The organism is Pasteurella dagmatis (assembly GCF_900186835.1).
Lineage (GTDB): Bacteria > Pseudomonadota > Gammaproteobacteria > Enterobacterales > Pasteurellaceae > Pasteurella > Pasteurella dagmatis.
Genome location: NZ_LT906448.1, coordinates 919,900 through 937,048, shown reverse-complemented (window position 1 = coordinate 937,048; position 17,149 = coordinate 919,900). Strand labels below are relative to the sequence as shown.

18 protein-coding genes are annotated in these 17,149 nt (G+C 36.7%); 12 read left to right on the top strand and 6 right to left on the bottom strand.

What is annotated here, in order from left to right; all coding sequences use genetic code 11:
- The first annotated feature begins 74 nt into the window (after window positions 1-74).
- From CKV78_RS04245 to pgi, 3 genes are read left to right on the top strand one after another with little or no spacing between them, the layout of a single operon-like run.
- Entirely contained in the window at window positions 75-1,478 is a 1,404-nt protein-coding gene (locus tag CKV78_RS04245; protein ID WP_005762272.1) for a replicative DNA helicase, read from the top strand.
- 5 nt (window positions 1,479-1,483) lie between these two features.
- Window positions 1,484-2,560: an alanine racemase gene (gene alr, locus CKV78_RS04240; protein ID WP_197696251.1), complete on the top strand. Its 1,077-nt coding sequence runs from the start codon at window positions 1,484-1,486 to the stop codon at window positions 2,558-2,560.
- A gap of 42 nt (window positions 2,561-2,602) precedes the next feature.
- Window positions 2,603-4,252, top strand: coding sequence for a glucose-6-phosphate isomerase (gene pgi, locus CKV78_RS04235; RefSeq protein ID WP_005762269.1), 1,650 nt, complete (start codon window positions 2,603-2,605; stop codon window positions 4,250-4,252).
- 74 nt (window positions 4,253-4,326) lie between these two features.
- Here the strand turns inward: pgi and ppnN are convergent, their stop codons facing one another.
- From ppnN to CKV78_RS04220, 3 genes are all read right to left on the bottom strand, one after another.
- Window positions 4,327-5,694, bottom strand: coding sequence for a nucleotide 5'-monophosphate nucleosidase PpnN (gene ppnN, locus CKV78_RS04230; protein ID WP_032855159.1), 1,368 nt, complete (start codon window positions 5,692-5,694; stop codon window positions 4,327-4,329).
- A 9-nt stretch (window positions 5,695-5,703) separates the two neighbouring features.
- Entirely contained in the window at window positions 5,704-6,543 is an 840-nt protein-coding gene (gene queF / locus CKV78_RS04225; protein ID WP_032855158.1) for an NADPH-dependent 7-cyano-7-deazaguanine reductase QueF, read from the bottom strand.
- A 193-nt stretch (window positions 6,544-6,736) separates the two neighbouring features.
- Entirely contained in the window at window positions 6,737-7,519 is a 783-nt protein-coding gene (locus CKV78_RS04220) for a Zn-ribbon-containing protein (RefSeq protein ID WP_005762266.1), read from the bottom strand.
- Between the two features lie 134 nt (window positions 7,520-7,653).
- Here CKV78_RS04220 and CKV78_RS04215 point away from each other — a divergent pair, with 134 nt between their 5' ends.
- The 4 genes from CKV78_RS04215 to cspD all read left to right on the top strand — a co-directional run bounded on the left by CKV78_RS04215 (window position 7,654) and on the right by cspD (window position 9,341).
- The gene (locus CKV78_RS04215) at window positions 7,654-7,965 is read left to right on the top strand and encodes a YqcC family protein (RefSeq protein WP_032855156.1); all 312 of its coding nucleotides are present in this window, start codon (window positions 7,654-7,656) and stop codon (window positions 7,963-7,965) included.
- 3 nt (window positions 7,966-7,968) lie between these two features.
- Complete coding sequence (gene truC / locus CKV78_RS04210; RefSeq protein ID WP_005762264.1) at window positions 7,969-8,694, top strand: tRNA pseudouridine(65) synthase TruC; 726 nt, start codon at window positions 7,969-7,971, stop codon at window positions 8,692-8,694.
- Between the two features lie 69 nt (window positions 8,695-8,763).
- Window positions 8,764-8,925: a YoaH family protein gene (locus CKV78_RS10610; RefSeq protein WP_005762263.1), complete on the top strand. Its 162-nt coding sequence runs from the start codon at window positions 8,764-8,766 to the stop codon at window positions 8,923-8,925.
- 206 nt (window positions 8,926-9,131) lie between these two features.
- On the top strand, window positions 9,132-9,341 hold the full coding sequence (gene cspD, locus CKV78_RS04200; protein ID WP_005762262.1) for a cold shock domain-containing protein CspD: 210 nt from the start codon (window positions 9,132-9,134) through the stop codon (window positions 9,339-9,341).
- Between the two features lie 89 nt (window positions 9,342-9,430).
- Here cspD and matP read toward each other — a convergent pair whose 3' ends face one another.
- Window positions 9,431-9,877 carry a macrodomain Ter protein MatP gene (matP, locus tag CKV78_RS04195; RefSeq protein ID WP_005762261.1) on the bottom strand — a complete coding sequence of 149 codons (447 nt, stop codon included), beginning with the start codon at window positions 9,875-9,877 and terminating at the stop codon, window positions 9,431-9,433.
- Between the two features lie 140 nt (window positions 9,878-10,017).
- Between matP and CKV78_RS04190 the strand changes: the two genes are divergently transcribed.
- Window positions 10,018-11,808 (top strand): AAA family ATPase, encoded by a 1,791-nt coding sequence (locus CKV78_RS04190; RefSeq protein WP_005762259.1) that lies wholly within the window; start codon window positions 10,018-10,020, stop codon window positions 11,806-11,808.
- 117 nt (window positions 11,809-11,925) lie between these two features.
- Entirely contained in the window at window positions 11,926-12,456 is a 531-nt protein-coding gene (gene fabA / locus CKV78_RS04185; RefSeq protein ID WP_005762257.1) for a bifunctional 3-hydroxydecanoyl-ACP dehydratase/trans-2-decenoyl-ACP isomerase, read from the top strand.
- Between the two features lie 86 nt (window positions 12,457-12,542).
- On the opposite strand, the gene ybaK is transcribed toward fabA, so the two are convergent.
- A complete protein-coding gene (gene ybaK, locus CKV78_RS04180; protein WP_005762256.1) occupies window positions 12,543-13,025 on the bottom strand; it encodes a Cys-tRNA(Pro) deacylase in 483 nt (160 codons plus the stop codon).
- 56 nt (window positions 13,026-13,081) lie between these two features.
- Here ybaK and CKV78_RS04175 point away from each other — a divergent pair, with 56 nt between their 5' ends.
- Window positions 13,082-14,053, top strand: a complete 972-nt coding sequence (locus CKV78_RS04175) for an oxidoreductase (RefSeq protein ID WP_032855154.1) — start codon at window positions 13,082-13,084, stop codon at window positions 14,051-14,053.
- Window positions 14,054-14,139: 86 nt separating this feature from the next.
- Here the strand turns inward: CKV78_RS04175 and CKV78_RS04170 are convergent, their stop codons facing one another.
- A complete protein-coding gene (locus CKV78_RS04170; RefSeq protein WP_005762254.1) occupies window positions 14,140-14,889 on the bottom strand; it encodes a YdcF family protein in 750 nt (249 codons plus the stop codon).
- 130 nt (window positions 14,890-15,019) lie between these two features.
- On the opposite strand from CKV78_RS04170, the gene CKV78_RS04165 reads away from it, so the two are divergent.
- Together CKV78_RS04165 and lst are read left to right on the top strand one after the other, a co-directional pair.
- Window positions 15,020-16,225, top strand: coding sequence for a flippase (locus CKV78_RS04165; protein WP_032855271.1), 1,206 nt, complete (start codon window positions 15,020-15,022; stop codon window positions 16,223-16,225).
- A complete protein-coding gene (gene lst, locus CKV78_RS04160; RefSeq protein ID WP_005762252.1) occupies window positions 16,222-17,148 on the top strand; it encodes a CMP-N-acetylneuraminate:beta-galactoside alpha-2,3-sialyltransferase in 927 nt (308 codons plus the stop codon). Before CKV78_RS04165 ends, lst begins: the two co-directional genes overlap by 4 nt.
- Window position 17,149 lies beyond the last annotated feature (1 nt).

The following is a 17,149-nucleotide window of genomic DNA, read 5'->3' as shown; positions in this document are numbered from 1 at the left end:
TAATTCTCTCTTAAATAAAAATGCGAATTGGTATATCATATACCCCAATTTTTAATTCATAAAATACCAATTCTATGGCGAAAAATACCTCAAGAAACACACCTCAATCTTTGGAGCAAATCGTTGTTCCACCACATTCTTTGGAAGCAGAACAATCAGTGTTAGGCGGTATTTTAATTCATCCAGCGCACTGGGATAGCATCAGTGATATGCTTATTCCCGATGATTTTTATCTTGCAGGTCACCGTGTGATTTTCCAAGAAATGGAAAATCTCGTGAGGCAAGGCAAGCCTATCGATCTTATCAATATCTATGAATTTCTTCGTGAGAAAAATTTAAGTGACGAAGTGGGTGGCTTTGCTTATTTAGCTGAACTGTCAAAAAATACACCAAGTGTATCGAATATCGTATCTTATGCGGCGATCGTACGTGATCGAGCCATTTTGCGAGATTTGATCGGTGTGAGTAATGAAGTGGCACAAAGTTGTTATAACACCAAAGGAATGGAAGTTAAAGATATTTTAGATGAAGCTGAGCGTAAAGTCTTTGCAATTTCAGAAAAACGCACAACGTCAAACGAAGGTCCACAGAATATTTGTGCTATTTTAGAAAAAACTATTGACCGCATTGAGCTGTTAAGCCAAACCGAAGGGCATAATGGTATTACGGGTGTAAGCACAGGCTTTGATGCGTTAGATAAAAAAACAGCGGGTTTGCAGCCTTCAGACTTAATTATCGTGGCGGCACGTCCATCAATGGGTAAAACAACCTTTGCGATGAACTTATGTGAAAATGCAGCATTAAAAAGTGATAAACCTGTTTTAGTGTTCAGTTTAGAGATGCCTGCGGAACAGATTATGATGCGTTCTTTAGCATCATTATCGCGTGTTGATCAGGTAAAAATCCGTACTGGACAAGGGCTTGATCAAAGTGACTGGGCAAAAATTGGTAGTACAATGGGCATTTTTGCTAATAAACCGAATTTATATATCGATGATTCTTCTGGTTTAACGCCAACAGAGTTACGTTCTCGTGCAAGGCGGGTTTACCGAGAGCACGGTGGCTTGAGCTTAATTATGGTGGATTACTTACAACTGATGCGTGCGCCAGGTTTTGCGGACAACCGCACTTTAGAGATCGCAGAAATTTCACGTTCTCTTAAGGCATTAGCAAAAGAATTGGAAGTGCCTGTTATTGCATTGTCACAGCTTAATCGTACTTTGGAAAACCGAGCAGATAAACGCCCTGTAAACTCAGATTTACGTGAATCAGGCTCTATTGAGCAAGATGCTGACTTAATTATGTTTATTTATCGTGATGAGGTATATAACGATAATTCTGAAGACAAAGGCATTGCCGAAATTATCATAGGTAAGCAACGTAATGGTCCGATTGGACGTGTAAGGCTTGCTTTTAGAGGTCAATATTCTCGCTTCGATAATTTGGCAGAACAAAGAGAAATGAGAGACGATTATTAATGAATATGAAGCCAGCAACGGCAAAAATTAGTTCCGTTGCATTAAAACACAACATTCAAACTATTAAACAAAAAGCCCCAAATGCAAAAATTATTGCTGTTGTGAAAGCTAATGCTTATGGCCACGGTGTAGTTTTTGTCTCTGAAGCTGTTGAGAAAATGGTTGATTGTTTTGGTGTCGCACGTTTAGAAGAGGCCTTGAGTTTACGTTCAAATGGGATAACCAAACCTATTTTGCTATTAGAAGGTTTTTTTTGCACTCAAGACTTACCGATTTTAGCAGTGAATAATATTCAAACAGTTGTGCATAATATTGAACAGCTAGAAGCGTTACAAAGTAGCGATTTGCCAAATCCAATTAAAGTGTGGCTGAAAATTGATACAGGTATGCATCGTCTAGGTGTTGATTTATCGCAAGTGGATGAATTTTACCAAGCATTAAAAAATACGCCAAATGTGGATCCTAATATTGGTTTTGTAAGTCATTTCAGTCGGGCGGATGAAATTCATTCAGATTACACCGCACTTCAGTTAAACCGTTTTTTGCAAGCTACTGCGGATAAAAAAGGTGAGCGTAGTATTGCAGCTTCAGGCGGCATTTTATTCTGGGAAGATTCTCATCTAGATTGGATCCGTCCGGGTATCATTATGTATGGGATTGCGCCAATTAATGTGCCAGCAAGGGAATATGATTTAACTCCAGTAATGACCTTAACTTCTTCGCTAATTTCAGTTAAGGCACATAAAAAAGGCGAGCCAGTAGGTTATGGCGGTGTTTGGGTGAGTGATAAAGACACGAAAATAGGTGTAGTTGCAATTGGTTATGGCGATGGCTATCCGCGTGATATTCCAACGGGTACACCGGTTTATCTAAATGGTCGTCGTGTGCCAATTGTTGGTAAAGTATCAATGGATATGCTCACTGTAGATTTAGGGCAAGACAGTCAAGATAAAGTAGGCGATGAAGTGATTTTATGGGGCAAAGAATTACCAATTGAGGAAATTGCTGAGCTTAGTGGTGTGATTAGTTATGAGTTGATTACAAAATTAACTCCACGCGTGCTTACAGAATATGTCGATTAGTTAAATTAATTATTTTTATATTTGGAAATAAGGAAAACAACAATGAAAAACATCAACCCTACAAAAACTAATGCTTGGAAGGCATTAGAGCAACATCATAAATCGCAAAGTGCGGTCACAATTCAACAACTTTTTGCTCAAGAAAAAGATCGTTTTGCCGATTACTCATTGTCTTTTAACAATGAACTGTTAGTGGATTTCTCAAAAAATAATGTCACAAAAGAAACATTGGGTTTATTACGTCAACTTGCAAATGAATGTGCATTATCAGATGCGGTTGAAGCAATGTTTACTGGTGCAAAAATCAATAAAACAGAAGATCGCGCAGTATTACACACTGCACTTCGTAACCGTTCTAATACACCAGTTTTAATTGATGGCAAAGATGTGATGCCAGAAGTGAATGCGGTGTTAGCAAAAATGAAAGACTTCTGTCATCGTGTGATTTCAGGTGAATGGAAAGGTTATACCGGCAAAGCAATCACTGATGTGATCAATATCGGTATCGGCGGTTCAGATTTAGGCCCTTATATGGTGACTGAAGCATTACGTCCATATAAAAACCATTTGAATTTACACTTTGTGTCTAACATTGATGGTACACACATTGCTGAAGTGTTGAAAAAAGTAAACCCAGAAACGACTTTATTCTTAGTTGCCTCAAAAACCTTTACGACACAAGAAACAATGACTAACGCATTGTCTGCACGTGATTGGTTCTTAGCAAGTGCGAAAGAAGAAAGCCACGTTGCAAAACATTTCGCAGCACTTTCAACTAACGCTAAAGCAGTTGCTGAATTTGGTATTGATACCAATAATATGTTTGAGTTCTGGGATTGGGTTGGTGGTCGTTATTCATTATGGTCTGCAATTGGTTTATCTATTGCATTATCAATCGGCTTTGACAATTTTGAAGCACTTTTGGCCGGTGCACATGAAATGGATAAACACTTCCGCACGGCACCAATTGAAAAAAATATTCCAACCACGTTAGCATTAGTGGGTTTATGGAACACTAACTTCTTAGGTGCACAAACCGAAGCAATTTTACCTTATGACCAATATTTACACCGTTTTGCGGCATATTTCCAACAAGGTAATATGGAGTCAAATGGTAAATATGTTGATCGCAATGGCGAAGTAATTGATAACTATCAAACTGGTCCAATTATTTGGGGTGAACCGGGTACTAACGGTCAGCATGCGTTTTATCAATTGATTCACCAAGGTACAACATTAATTCCTTGTGATTTTATTGCACCAGCGCAAACACATAACCCATTAGCAGATCACCACCAAAAACTGTTATCTAACTTCTTTGCACAAACTGAAGCATTAGCGTTTGGTAAATCGAAAGAAGAAGTCGAAGCAGAATTTGTGAAAGCAGGTAAATCATTAGATACAGTCAAAGACATCGTGCCATTTAAAGTGTTTACGGGTAACAAACCAACTAACTCAATTCTGGTGCAAAAAATTACACCATTCACATTAGGTGCATTAATTGCGATGTATGAGCACAAAATCTTTGTTCAAGGCGTGATTTTCAATATTTACAGCTTTGACCAATGGGGCGTTGAGTTAGGTAAACAATTAGCCAACCGTATTTTACCTGAGTTATCAAGTGATGAGAAAATTGTAAGTCACGACAGTTCAACGAACGGTTTGATCAATCAATATAAAGCTTGGAGATAAAAGCGCGGTATAAAAAACGCATTTTTTGATATTGCACCTCAAGTGAAAATCATTTGAGGTGCATTTTTTTAGGTTTATTTGACGAGTTCGTAACAAGGCTCGTAATCTGTACCATCTGGCAATTTCATACGATCTTGTTCGATAAAGTCTTGTAGCACTTGGTCGATTTTTTCAAGTAACTCTGCATCACCGTGTAGTTTAAATACACCCAGTTCTTCAATACGATCTTGAGTTTCTGGTTTAATATTTCCTGCCACAATTCCTGAAAAGGCACGACGTAAATTAGCAATTAAATCCATTGTCGATTGGTTACGATGTAAATTTAGGTTCGCCATATTGTCGTGCGTTGGTACAAATGGCATTTGGAAATCCATTGGTACTTTTAAAGACCAATTGAATGCATAAGAATCGCCAGTTTGATAGCGTTTTACTTTCACATTGTGCATCGATTGGCTCATTTTACGAGCTACACTTTCAGGATCATCAATAATGATTTCATAAAGTGAACGTGCTTCTTCACCTAAAGTTTCACCAATAAAACGATCAATGGTTCTAAAGTACTCTTCACTTTCTTTTGGACCCGTGAGAATGAGTGGTAATGGTTGATCTTTGTTGTCTTCCGCTAATTTAATGCCGAGAATATAAAGTAGCTCTTCAAATGTTCCCGGACCTCCTGGGAAAATAATGATCCCGTGTCCCATACGCACAAAAGCTTCAAGGCGTTTTTCAATATCTGGCATAATAATCAATTCATTCACGATCGGATTTGGTGGTTCTGATGCAATAATTGATGGTTCTGTAATCCCTATGAAACGGCTTTTTTCGTAGCGTTGGCTGGCGTGACCAATCGCAGCCCCTTTCATTGGTGCTTCCATTACACCCGGTCCACAACCTGTAATAATGTTAAGTTCACGATAGCCCAACTCAGTTCCCACTGCTCGACAATATTGGTATTCCACTTGATTTATTGAGTGACCACCCCAGCATACAATTAAATTCGGATGTGTCCCAACAGGTAAAGCTTTAGCATTACGTAAAATAGAGAAAACAAAGTTGGTAATATGTTTGCTGTCTTGAATGTTACAAGGATTAATACGTTGGTTTAGCACGTTAACAAATAAAATATCACGTAACACTGCAAATAAATGGAATTGAATATTACGAATAATACGATCATCTACAAACGCATCTTCTGGTGGATTATGTAATTCCAGCGAAACACCTCGTTCCCTTGCTACTAAGTGGATATCGAAGTCAGGGTATTTATTCAATAATGCACGGCTGTCGTCTGTTACCGCACCTGAATTTAACACTGCCAGTGAGCAGTTGCGATAAAGAGTATAAAGTTTACTTTTTACTTTTTTCGTGAGTAACTCAACTTCCAAATGGGAAAGCTGATCCATACTCCCACGAGGATTGACATAATGGATATTATTGCTCATTGCAACCTCCTATTGACGAGCTAAACGCTGATTGTGTGGAATAGGTTCAAAGTTTGAACGAAACGGGTTAATGTCTAATCCGCCACGTCTTGTATAGCGTGCATATACAGTGAGTTTTTCTGGATTTGCAAAACGCATTAAATCACAGAAAATACGCTCTACACATTGCTCGTGGAATTCATTGTGTTGACGGAATGAAATCAAATAGCGGAGCAATTTTTCACGATCAATCTGCTTACCTACATAATGAATTTGCACACTTCCCCAGTCGGGTTGTTGGGTAATTAAACAGTTTGATTTTAATAAGTGACTCACTAGATTTTCTTCAACGATCTGTTCTGAAACACAGTTTTGTAGAATATCCGCATTAAATTCATAGCTCTCGACTTCAATATCTTGTTCATCAATACAAACGCCTGATAATTCAGCGATAGGTTCAGCACGATATTTTGATAAAGAATGTAATGTCACTTTTACATCACCTTGTGCACATTGTGCAAGATCTTCTGCTAATGTGCGTTCAACTTCAGCAAAACTGTCAAATTTGGTTTGGTTAAAGCTGTTTAAGTAAAGTTTAAAACTTTTTGATTCAATTAAATTTTGGCTACGAAAATCAATTTCCACATCAGCAATCGCCACTTGTGGCACGCCTTTTGGATTTAACCACGAGATTTCATAAGCTGTCCAAATATCAGCACCTTGATTAAATGGTTTCTGTTCAGTTATGCCTAATCCATCACGATTGAGTTTGCGTGGTACAGGTTGTAATAAAGTGCGGTCATAATTTGACACATATTGTGTTTGTTGTCCGAGTGTCAGTTTGTTTAAACTATCGTCTTGATAGTGCATATTATTTTGTCCTTTCATATTAAATTCTCAGGATTTCGCCTGAGGGCGACTTATTTTCTTTTGGCGATAAAAGTAGTGATTAAGAAAATAAGCAAAGAAAGCAACCCCTGATTTTTCCCTCGCATTTGTGCAGCAAGCTAAAAAAATCAGGGAATTACGTATAATTTAACGTCATTTTTCTCACAAAAATGCGTTAAGCATAATGCCAAGATAAATTCGAAACTAAGCGACAATCATCACATTTAAAATGGAATAAGTCAAAAAACGGTGATTCTAGCGCCCAATTGCTTCCACAATTTGGACAACAACGTTTCTGTTCAGTTGCCAAACTTTCACCACCAATACGATATAAATAGTAGTAGGTCGGTACGCCAGTTTGTTGCTCAATTTCTTTGACTAAATAACGCCCGTGTTTACTCAGTGTGCTATCCACATTGGAAATTTCGGCTAATGCTTGTTGTTCTAAAACGGAACCATTCATTTGTAACTGATCGCAGGCTTGCCAATTTTCTTGCCATTTGATCACATCCATACTTAAGTGCGGTATGTTTTTAAGTGATTTATATAAAGGAATTGGTGCAAGGTCATCGCCGCTATGTAGGGGAGAGCAGGATTGTAAATAGGTGGTATAAAGCACTTGCCAAGAGGGTTTATCTACTTCGCTAGTTGTATCAGAATTGAGGTCATCTGCCACTACTTGAAAACTATCTAAAAAGAGACCGCACTTTTGGGCATACTCAAGTGCTTTGTCCACTTCTTGATTATTGTATTCTGGTAAGAGGCTATTCTGTTCTGGGCAAATGACACGAATAGCAAAACCTTGGGTATTTTCTTGCTCTGCAAAATAAAGCGGAATTTCACGACCAATAATTTGTCCGTTGTAACGCCATTGATCAATAATTTGATTGAGAGGATAGGTTGGATTTTGTTCAGTATCTGTTGGGGTATAACGAAAGAAGATCTCAATAAGGTACATAATTCAGTATAATTTGGGTTGTTATTGTTGGGTATTCTAAACAATTTCTATAAAACTTACCGCACTTTTTGTATAAGTGGCACAATGCGAGAAAATCCCCTAAAATAGCCGCCTCATTTTTGAAAGGAAGAATTATGTATCAACAAACGAAATTACATTTGCAAGAACTTCAAAGCGTGATGGTGGAGTTAAATTTATGGCAAATGACAGCGCCTGCTGAAAGTGCATTTTTGAGCCAAGAGCCATTTGCTTTAGATACGATGTCGCCAACGGAATGGTTACAATGGATTTTTATCCCCCGTATGTACGCATTGATCGAAAGTGGATCGCCATTGCCAACTAAAATTTCCATTACGCCTTATATTGAAGAAGCGTTGAAAGAAATGGACGGATTGGCACAATTATTAAGACCGATCAGCGAAATTGAAAAAGTGTTGCAGAAATAGCCAATGGAATTAGAAATTTTATACCAAGATGACTATCTGGTTGCGGTCAATAAACCTGCTGGAATGTTAGTACATCGAAGCTGGCTAGATATGCATGAAACACAATTTGTTATGCAAACATTACGTGATCAAATTGGACAGCATGTTTACCCTATTCACCGTTTAGATCGCCCAACCTCTGGCGTTTTATTATTTGCATTAAGTAGTGAAGTTGCGAATTTACTGTGTTTACAATTTGAAGATAAACAAGTAGAAAAAAGCTATCTGGCGATTGTGAGAGGTTATTTAACTGGAAAAGAAAGGATTGATTATCCACTTAAAGTTAAATTAGATAAGGTTGCGGATAAATTTGTACAAGAAGATAAAGCGCCTCAGGATGCTGTGACCGATTATCAAGGCTTGTTGACGGTTGAAATGCCTTATTCAGTTAAAAAATACAATACAACTCGTTATTCATTAGTACGACTTTTGCCACAAACGGGACGAAAGCATCAGTTGCGTCGCCATATGAAACATATTTTTCATCCAATTTTAGGTGATACTCAATATGGAGATTTACACCAAAATCGAGCTTTTACTGAGTACACGGAAGTGAAACGTTTAATGTTGCACGCAGAAACTTTAGTTTTTATTCATCCGATCATACGAGAACCTATAAAATTAACCGCTGAACTAGATGCAGATTGGCTAAAAGTGTTAGAGATATTTGGTTGGTCCCAGTTTAAATAAACAAAGTGCGGTCTATTTGGAGTAACTTTTTATTTGAGAAGTTAAATACATAATTGAAAGGAAAAAAGAATGTTAGATAATTTTTTATTAAACTTAACTCATGAAGAACAACAAAAAGCCGTAGAGCAAATTCAGTTGCTCATGGCACAAGGTATTGGAAGCGGAGAGGCAATCGCACAAGTAGCGCAGGCATTACGTGAGAAATACTCACAAGAAAATGTACAAAAATAAAAATTTTACTCTTTTTTGTGCTCGTTAAATGGCGCAAGACGTAAGTAAGTAAAAAATTTTGTGATCTTGGTTTGATTTTGAACTATTTCTAATTGCCAAAACGAGAAAATTCATTGAATATTTAACCATATTTCGGGTGGTAAGGCAGTAGTCTTATTAAAATAAAAGTAATCAATTGAGGTCGTGAGACCATTAGAGGTTTTATTATGGAAGTAGGCGTTGTTAAATGGTTCAATAATGCAAAAGGTTTTGGCTTTATTTCAGCTGAAGGCAGTGATGCGGATATTTTCGCACATTACTCAGTGATTGAAATGGAAGGATACCGTTCATTAAAAGCCGGACAAAAAGTACAATTTGAAGTTGTACATGGCGATAAAGGCTCACATGCAACGAAAATTGTTCCAATCGTTGAATAATTCTTTTCTCTTATCAATTTAGTATCCTAAAAAGACAAGATCCTCTTGTCTTTTATTGTTTCTTGAACAGCGACTTTTTTATAGAAAAGTTATTTTAATAAGTCTTTTAAGCCAGCTTTCATTGCAGACATTTGATTTTCAAATTGTGCTTTGCTTTCACGTTCATCAATCATATAAGAAATAGTTTCTGATAAAGTCATTTTCATTTTACGTGAATAACGCGATAAACGTAGCCAAACAGCATATTCTAGATCAATTGATTTTTTCTTAGTAGATTGCTTTTCACCATTGAAAAAGCGTTTACGTCTGGCTCGAATGGCTTGATCTAATTTAACGATTAAATCTTGAGCAAGGTGGGATTGAATCCACTCTTCAATTTGTTGTGGTTGGTTTTGTTTTTCAACGAGCTGAAGGGTAATGCTTTCACGTAAACTTTTTTCTTCATAGCGGGTAATATTTTCACCTTCACGATGTTTTTTAATTAAATATAACCATTTCCAATGTGCTTCTTGGTTTTCAAGTTTTTGATATTTCATTGCGCTAATCCAAACTGGCTGAGTTACGTGGTCACTAAAATAGTGTACGCTGTTTCATCCTTTTTATCTAGTATATTTTTACTATTTATTGAAATGTGCGATAATGCCCAATTCCTTCAAAATAACCTAAGAGAATAACAGTGAGTTCATCCCCTTTAGCTGAAAAAAGCCTCTCCTGGCAAGACTTACGACCAGTACTACAATTAACCGAAATTTCTGATAGTCTGACGGACTTTTTTACATTACAGCCACGTGCGAGTTCTGCGGTTTCTCAATTCTTACAAAATCCCTACCGCTCTTTGTTAGTGTTAAAAGCAGACGAACAAGGGGAGTATGCTGAGTTATTAACCCAATTCATTCGCAATCAACAACCGTCTGAATTGCCTTTGTTTGGGGTGAATTATGTGGTTGAACAAGGGGACTCTTTTTCCTTCCCAAAAGTTTATACAGAATCTGCCCAGTCGCATCAAGCCAACTTTGCAAACAGTAAAAGCGTTGAAAGTGCGTTGTATTTCGATCAGTTTAAATTATTAGGGGCATTGCGTTTGCACCCAAACTCTCAAGAAATTCAACTTAGTTCAGGTTTGGTGCATCAGTTAAACGGTGGTGTGCTAATTTTAAGTGTAGCGAGTTTATTGGCTCAGTTTGATTTATGGTTACGCTTAAAGCAGATTTTATTAACCAAAACATTTGACTGGTATTCAGCACATCCTTTCAAGGATTTACCTTGTGATATTCCAAGTTATCCATTATCTCTCAAGGTGATTTTATTAGGTAATCGTGAAGAATTAGCAATGTTCGCTGATTTGGAAGCGGATTTGTATGATTTAGCAGATTATTCAGAAATTGAAAGCTATACTTCACTTGAAAATATGGAGCAACAACAATCTTGGGCACAATACGTGCAAACTTTTGCGGATAAGCATAATTTTCCACGTTTAAACTTATCTGCTTTAAATGCACTTTATCAATTATTAGTACGTGAAAGTGAAGATCGCTGCTTTGTGTCTGTTTCGCCATTAAAACTGAAAGAAGTGTTAGCCGGCACGACGCTTTTGAGTGGTAAATCGGCGGATAATGAGCTAAGTGCGGTCGATTTTGAGGCATTTTTACAGGAAAAAGCGAATCAGCAAGGCTTTTTACAACAACAAACTTACGCAGATATTTTACACGAGCAAGTCTATGTTGCCACTGAGGGGGAGATCGTTGGACAAATTAATGGCTTATCAGTGATTGAATATCCCGGTACGCCAATGGCATTTGGTGAGCCATCACGGATCAGTTGCCTTGTACAGTTTGGTGATGGTGAGGTGGTGGATGTTGAGCGTAAGAGCGAGCTTGCAGGTAATATTCACGGTAAGAGTATTATGATTGCTGAGGCGTGTTTAGCCAATTTATTGGCTTTCCCGTCACAGCTACCATTTTCGGCTTCTTTAGTATTTGAACAATCTTATGGAGAAATTGATGGGGATAGTGCTTCATTAGCAAGTTTCTGCGTATTAGCAAGTGCTTTAGCGGATATGCCATTGCCACAATCTATTGCAATTACAGGATCGATTGATCAATTTGGTTTAGTTCATTCTGTCGGTGGTGTTAATGCCAAAATTGAAGGCTTCTTCAGTATTTGTGCAAGCCGTGGTTTAACTGGTTCTCAAGGAGTCATTATTCCTAGTGCAGTGATTCATCAATTAAGTTTGAACGAAGAAGTGGTAAGTGCGGTCAAAAAGGGAGAATTTTTTATTTTCCCAGTGGAAGATGTGCATCAAGCTTGTGAAATTTTATTCAAACGTCCACTTCTTGATGAGGAAGATAAACTTGCGCAAGAAGATAATCCAGCGTTATCCCACGTTATTACATACCGTCTTGAGCAACGAGCAGAACAACAATTTGGTAAGAGAGGATTATTTGATTGGTTATTTAAGAAAAAATAACTGATCCGATAAGTTTAGCGTACAAGTGTTAGCTATTTTTTTATTATTACAACTCTGTTAAAATCCTTTTAAGCAGATTTTGCTTGAATATTCCTAAATATTGGAGGATTTAAAATAATGAACAGTTGTACACCAAATAAAAAAAGTAGCTACAGCTACGAAGACTTACTTGCATCGGGCCGTGGTGAATTATTTGGCAAAGAGGGGCCACAACTTCCTGCACCAATAATGTTGATGATGGATCGTATTGTTGAAATGAATGAAACTGGTGGGATGTTTGAAAAAGGCTATATCGAGGCAGAACTTGATATTAAACCTGAATTACCTTTCTTTGCTTGTCATTTTATTGGTGATCCTGTGATGCCTGGTTGTTTAGGTTTAGATGCGATGTGGCAATTAGTTGGTTTCTATTTAGGCTGGATTGGTGGTAAAGGTAAAGGCAGAGCTTTAGGCGTGGGCGAAGTGAAATTCACGGGTCAAATCCTACCAACAGCGAAAAAAGTGGTTTATCGTATTCATATGAAACGTGTGATTAATCGCAAATTAGTAATGGGTATGGCTGACGGTGAAGTAGAAGTCGATGGACGTGTGATTTACACTGCGACAGATTTGAAAGTCGGTTTATTCCAAGATACAACTGCATTTTAATTCTAGCGATAAAACTTCTAAAAAATTGACCGCACTTAATGCGAGCGATAAGAAATACCAGCGAATAAGTCTGGTATTTTTGTTTTTTATTCGACATCATCAACGATATCAATAAATTCTGCATTCAACAGCTTAGCCAAATCTTGTGGTGCAAGTTCTACACTTAAGCCTCGTTTCCCACCTGACACAAAAATAGTTTCAAATTGCTGTGCGGATTCGGTAATGACCGTTTTCAAACGTTTCTTTTGACCTAATGGGCTAATTCCTCCCACTAAATAGCCAGTGGTTTTTTGGGCAATATCTTTATCTGCCATATCGACTTTTTTCACACCAATAGATTTTGCCGCTTTCTTCAAGTTGAGCATATTGGCGGTAGGTAGCACAAAACAAGCAAGCTTTTTCTGATTGCCATTTTCTGCAACAAGTAGAGTTTTAAAGGATTGGGTTGGATCGATCCCCAACTTTTCGGCAGCTTCATCACCAAAATGTGTGTTGTTTGGATCGTGATCATAAGTATGTAAAGTAAAAGGAATTTTATGCTTTTTCAGCAAATCAATTGCGGGCGTCATTGTCTTTTCTTATTCTTCCAGTAAAATGTGCCAATTATTTTACAGCGGAGAGAAAAATGAACGCAACCTTAAATGTTGCCATTGCGGCGGAATTTGAATTAAGTGAAAAAATTGCAGAAGCCTTAGAAAAAAGTAAGTTGCATATTCAGCAATTATCTATTGTTGAAATCTATCCATTTAGTGAAGAGCAAGGAATCCGTTTTAATAATAAAAGTGTTGCCCAAGTTAAGCCTGAAGAAATGGAATGGCCAGAATGCCATTACCTATTTTTTGCAGGCGATATTCAACAAGTGCCACATATTGCTAAAGCAGCAGAAGCAGGTTGTCTGATCATTGATATGAAAGGCGTATGTTCGGTATTGAACGATGTACCTGTGGTTGTGCCAACAGTGAATGATGCTCAATTAGTTGAGTTAAGACAGCGTAATATTGTGTCACTGCCCGATCCACAAGTAACACAATTGGCATTGGCTATTTACCCTCTGTTAGAAAATCACAATATACGTAATGTAATAGTGAGTTCGTTGTTACCAGCCTCTTATGTGAGTGGTGAAACAGTAGGTAAACTTGCTGGACAAACAGCACAATTATTGAATGGTATTCCTTTAGATGAAGATCAGCAGCGTTTAGCGTTTGATGTTTTCCCATTGCCAGCTAATAATTTAACTGCACAAATGCAGAAAATTTTCCCTCATTTGGATAATGTAGCATTTCACCAAATTCAAGTGCCTGTGTTTTATGGTTTAGGGCAAATGGTTACCTTGGTTTCTGACTATGAAATGGATGCTCAAGTGGCATTATCAAATTGGGCAGATAATATGTTACTGAATTATCATTCAGAGAAAATGATTACACCAGTAACAAATGGGGAAGCTGAAAGCCAAGAAGAAATAGTGAAGTTACATATTAGTGCATTAAATACGATAGAAAATGGTGTACAATTTTGGTCTGTTGCTGATGAACAACGTTTTAATCTAGCCTTAATGGGAGTAAAATTAGCAGAATTAGTTTATGAGCAGGGCTATTAAAAAAGTCTTCAAAATAGACCACCTTTTTGTGTCAAATCTATATGTGATAAAGGCGAACTAATTTGTTCGCCTTTTACTTAATGAGATTAACCTAGTTTTTCTTTCAAATAACCTAACCATTCTTTTAATAACAACATATTTTTATTAATCACACCAGCTTGTGGCAGAAAATGCCATATTCCAACTCCATAAACTGCTGGTGTTTCGCCAGAGCCAACGCTAGCTGGTAATACTTTAAATCCTTGGCGTTCATATAGCAGCGTTGCACGCTGCATATGCCATTGGTTTGTGACCAAAATAATTTTATTAATACCTTCTTTTTTCAGTATTTCAGCAGTATAAATTGCATTTTCTTTGGTCGTTCTAGCCTTTGGTTCAATCCATTTTGTTGGCACATTAAAGAAATAACGTAATTCAATTGCGGCAACTTCAGCTTCTGATTGTGGAGCACCGGAGCTACCAGTAATAAGTAGTGGCAATTCTGTTTCTTTTTGTAAATACGCAGCATAGCGTACTCGCTCTAAAGGAATCGAATTGACAGTTAATTTTGCGTACAATTCTTTACTATCTCTAATGCCACCGCCTAATAATACAATAGCTTCAGCTTGCTGATAATCGGAGAGAGTTAAATTATCATCAGTAACAAGGCTATCTTCTAATTTTTGTGCGACATATGGAATACTCGATAAGTAGAGAATGATAAAACCAAGAAATGCAGAGGCGCGGCTGAGTTTTTTATAGTTAAATAGAGATAAAAGGAATGCAAATATCCAAAGCAGAATTACATTGAATGGAGGTAAAAGGATAGCGGTGATCAGTTTTGTTAGTACGAACATAATAGATAAAAAATAGTTAAACGAGAGAATATTATTCATTATCTTGTTTACATTGTCTATTTTTAAAAAAAGATTGCTGTTAAAATGGCAAGTCAATGAAATTCTCAGCTCACGAGATGTAACAAAACAAATGAAAGTAATTAAAGATAGTGCGATTTATCTATTTAGTGAACTGTTCTCTAAAGTTATTCCTTTTCTACTTCTGCCTTATTTATCGCGCAAGCTAGGTGCTGAAGGTTTTGGTGAGCTGTCATACTTCCAAACATATCTAGCATTATTTTTGATTATTATTGGGTTGAGCCAAGAAGGTGCAATTGCCCGTTATTTCTATTTTTACGGTAAACGTTCTCTCAATTTAGTTGTTTCAACAGGCTATGCTTTTTCTCTGTTTATGGCAGGGATTATTTTAGTCTTTTGTGCAATTTTTCGCTCAGAAATTATGGCTTATTTAGCTATTTCCGCAATTTTCCAGTCTTTTCTCAATGTGCAATTGAGTGTACGGCAATGTCAAAAACAGGCTGTTGCGTATTCAGTTATCCAATTTTTACTTTCTGCCGCCTCTACTATACTAACTGTTGTATTGTTAGAAGTGTATGAAACGGATTTAGTTGAAAAGCGTATTTTAGCGATTTTATTTGGGAATTTAATTGCTTTTGTTATTGCTTATTTGTTGTATAGTCGTAAGACTCGGATTAAATTTTTCAAATTAGCACAATATAAAAGTGCATTATGGTACTTATGTGGTTTTGGATTTCCATTAATTTTTCATAATGTGAGTTTGTTTTTACGTGGGCAATTGGATCGTATTTTTATTTATCACCAATTTAGTGAAGCAGAGCTCGGCTTGTATGCAATGGGGGCTCAACTTGCGGCTATTTTAATGATTGCTATTCAAGCGGTAAATCGTGCGACGGTGCCATATTTCTTTGAGGCATTTAAGCAGCAGAAGATTAATATTAAGCATATTCATAGATGGGCATGGTACAGTTTATTATTTGTACCAATTCCGTCGCTAGTAATGTGGGTGATTCCAGAGGCTGTTGTTGTTTGGCTGTTGGGGGAACAATTTGTTGGTACAAAATACTACATTATCCTCTTTTTGGTTGCTACTACCTTAGCTGTACCGTATATCATTTTGGTCAATTACCTGTTTTATTATGGAAAAAATAAACTTATTTCCATTTGTTCTGTCTTATCCACCGTAATTTACGCAATAAGTTTGGTTGCATTGATGTTTACTAAAATCGAGTATGTGCCTTATGCGAGTATTATAGGGGCATTTATGATTTTGCCAGTGTTGTACATTATGACTGCGAGAGTAGGAAAAACTTTATGAATTTAATGATTTGTTGCACTCCATTACAGGTATTGATTGCAGAAAAAATTATTGAGAAACACCCAAATGAGTCATTTTATGGTGTGATGTTATCAACAATCAGCAATAAAAAATTTGATTATTATGGCCAACGTTTAGCTCAAAAGTGCGGTCAATTTTTTAAGATGGTCCAACATAAGGATCGTCTGAATTTACTTAAAGAAATTCTGTATTTAAAACGCGAATTTTCGGGAAAATCTTTTGATAAAGTTTTTGTAGCGAATATTAATGATCTACAAATTCAATTTTTATTAAGTGCGGTTAAATTTAAGCAATTTCATACCTTTGATGATGGCACTATAAATATTGTACAGAATAGTCTTTTTTACCAGAATGAAACACCGAATGTTATACGTAAATTGATTAATACGCTTTTGGGCAATAAATATAGTATTCAAGCCTTAAGAAACTTATCGCAAAAGCATTACAGTATCTACAAAGGTTTCAAAAATATTATTGAGAATGTGGAATACGTGGACTTAGTTGGACATTGTGATAGCCAGTCTGTGGAAATGGAACCAATAAATGTGTTGCTTGGTCAGCCTGTTTTTCTTGAAGATGACAAAAATATTGCTTTAGCCAATAAAGTGATTTCACAATTTCATATTCACTACTATTTGCCACACCCGAGAGAGAAATATCGATTAGAGAATGTTGAATATATTGATACCGAATTTATTTTTGAAGACTATATTATTCAGCAATGTAACCAGAAAAAATATCGTATTTATACCTATTTCAGTAGTGCTATCTTAAATATTATGAATAAAAGCGACAATATTGAAGTAATTGCGTTGAAAATTGATACAGGTAACTCTGATTTTGATGCGTGCTATGATTTATTTGACGAAGTCGGTGTAAATGTCATTGATATAAGAGATTGAT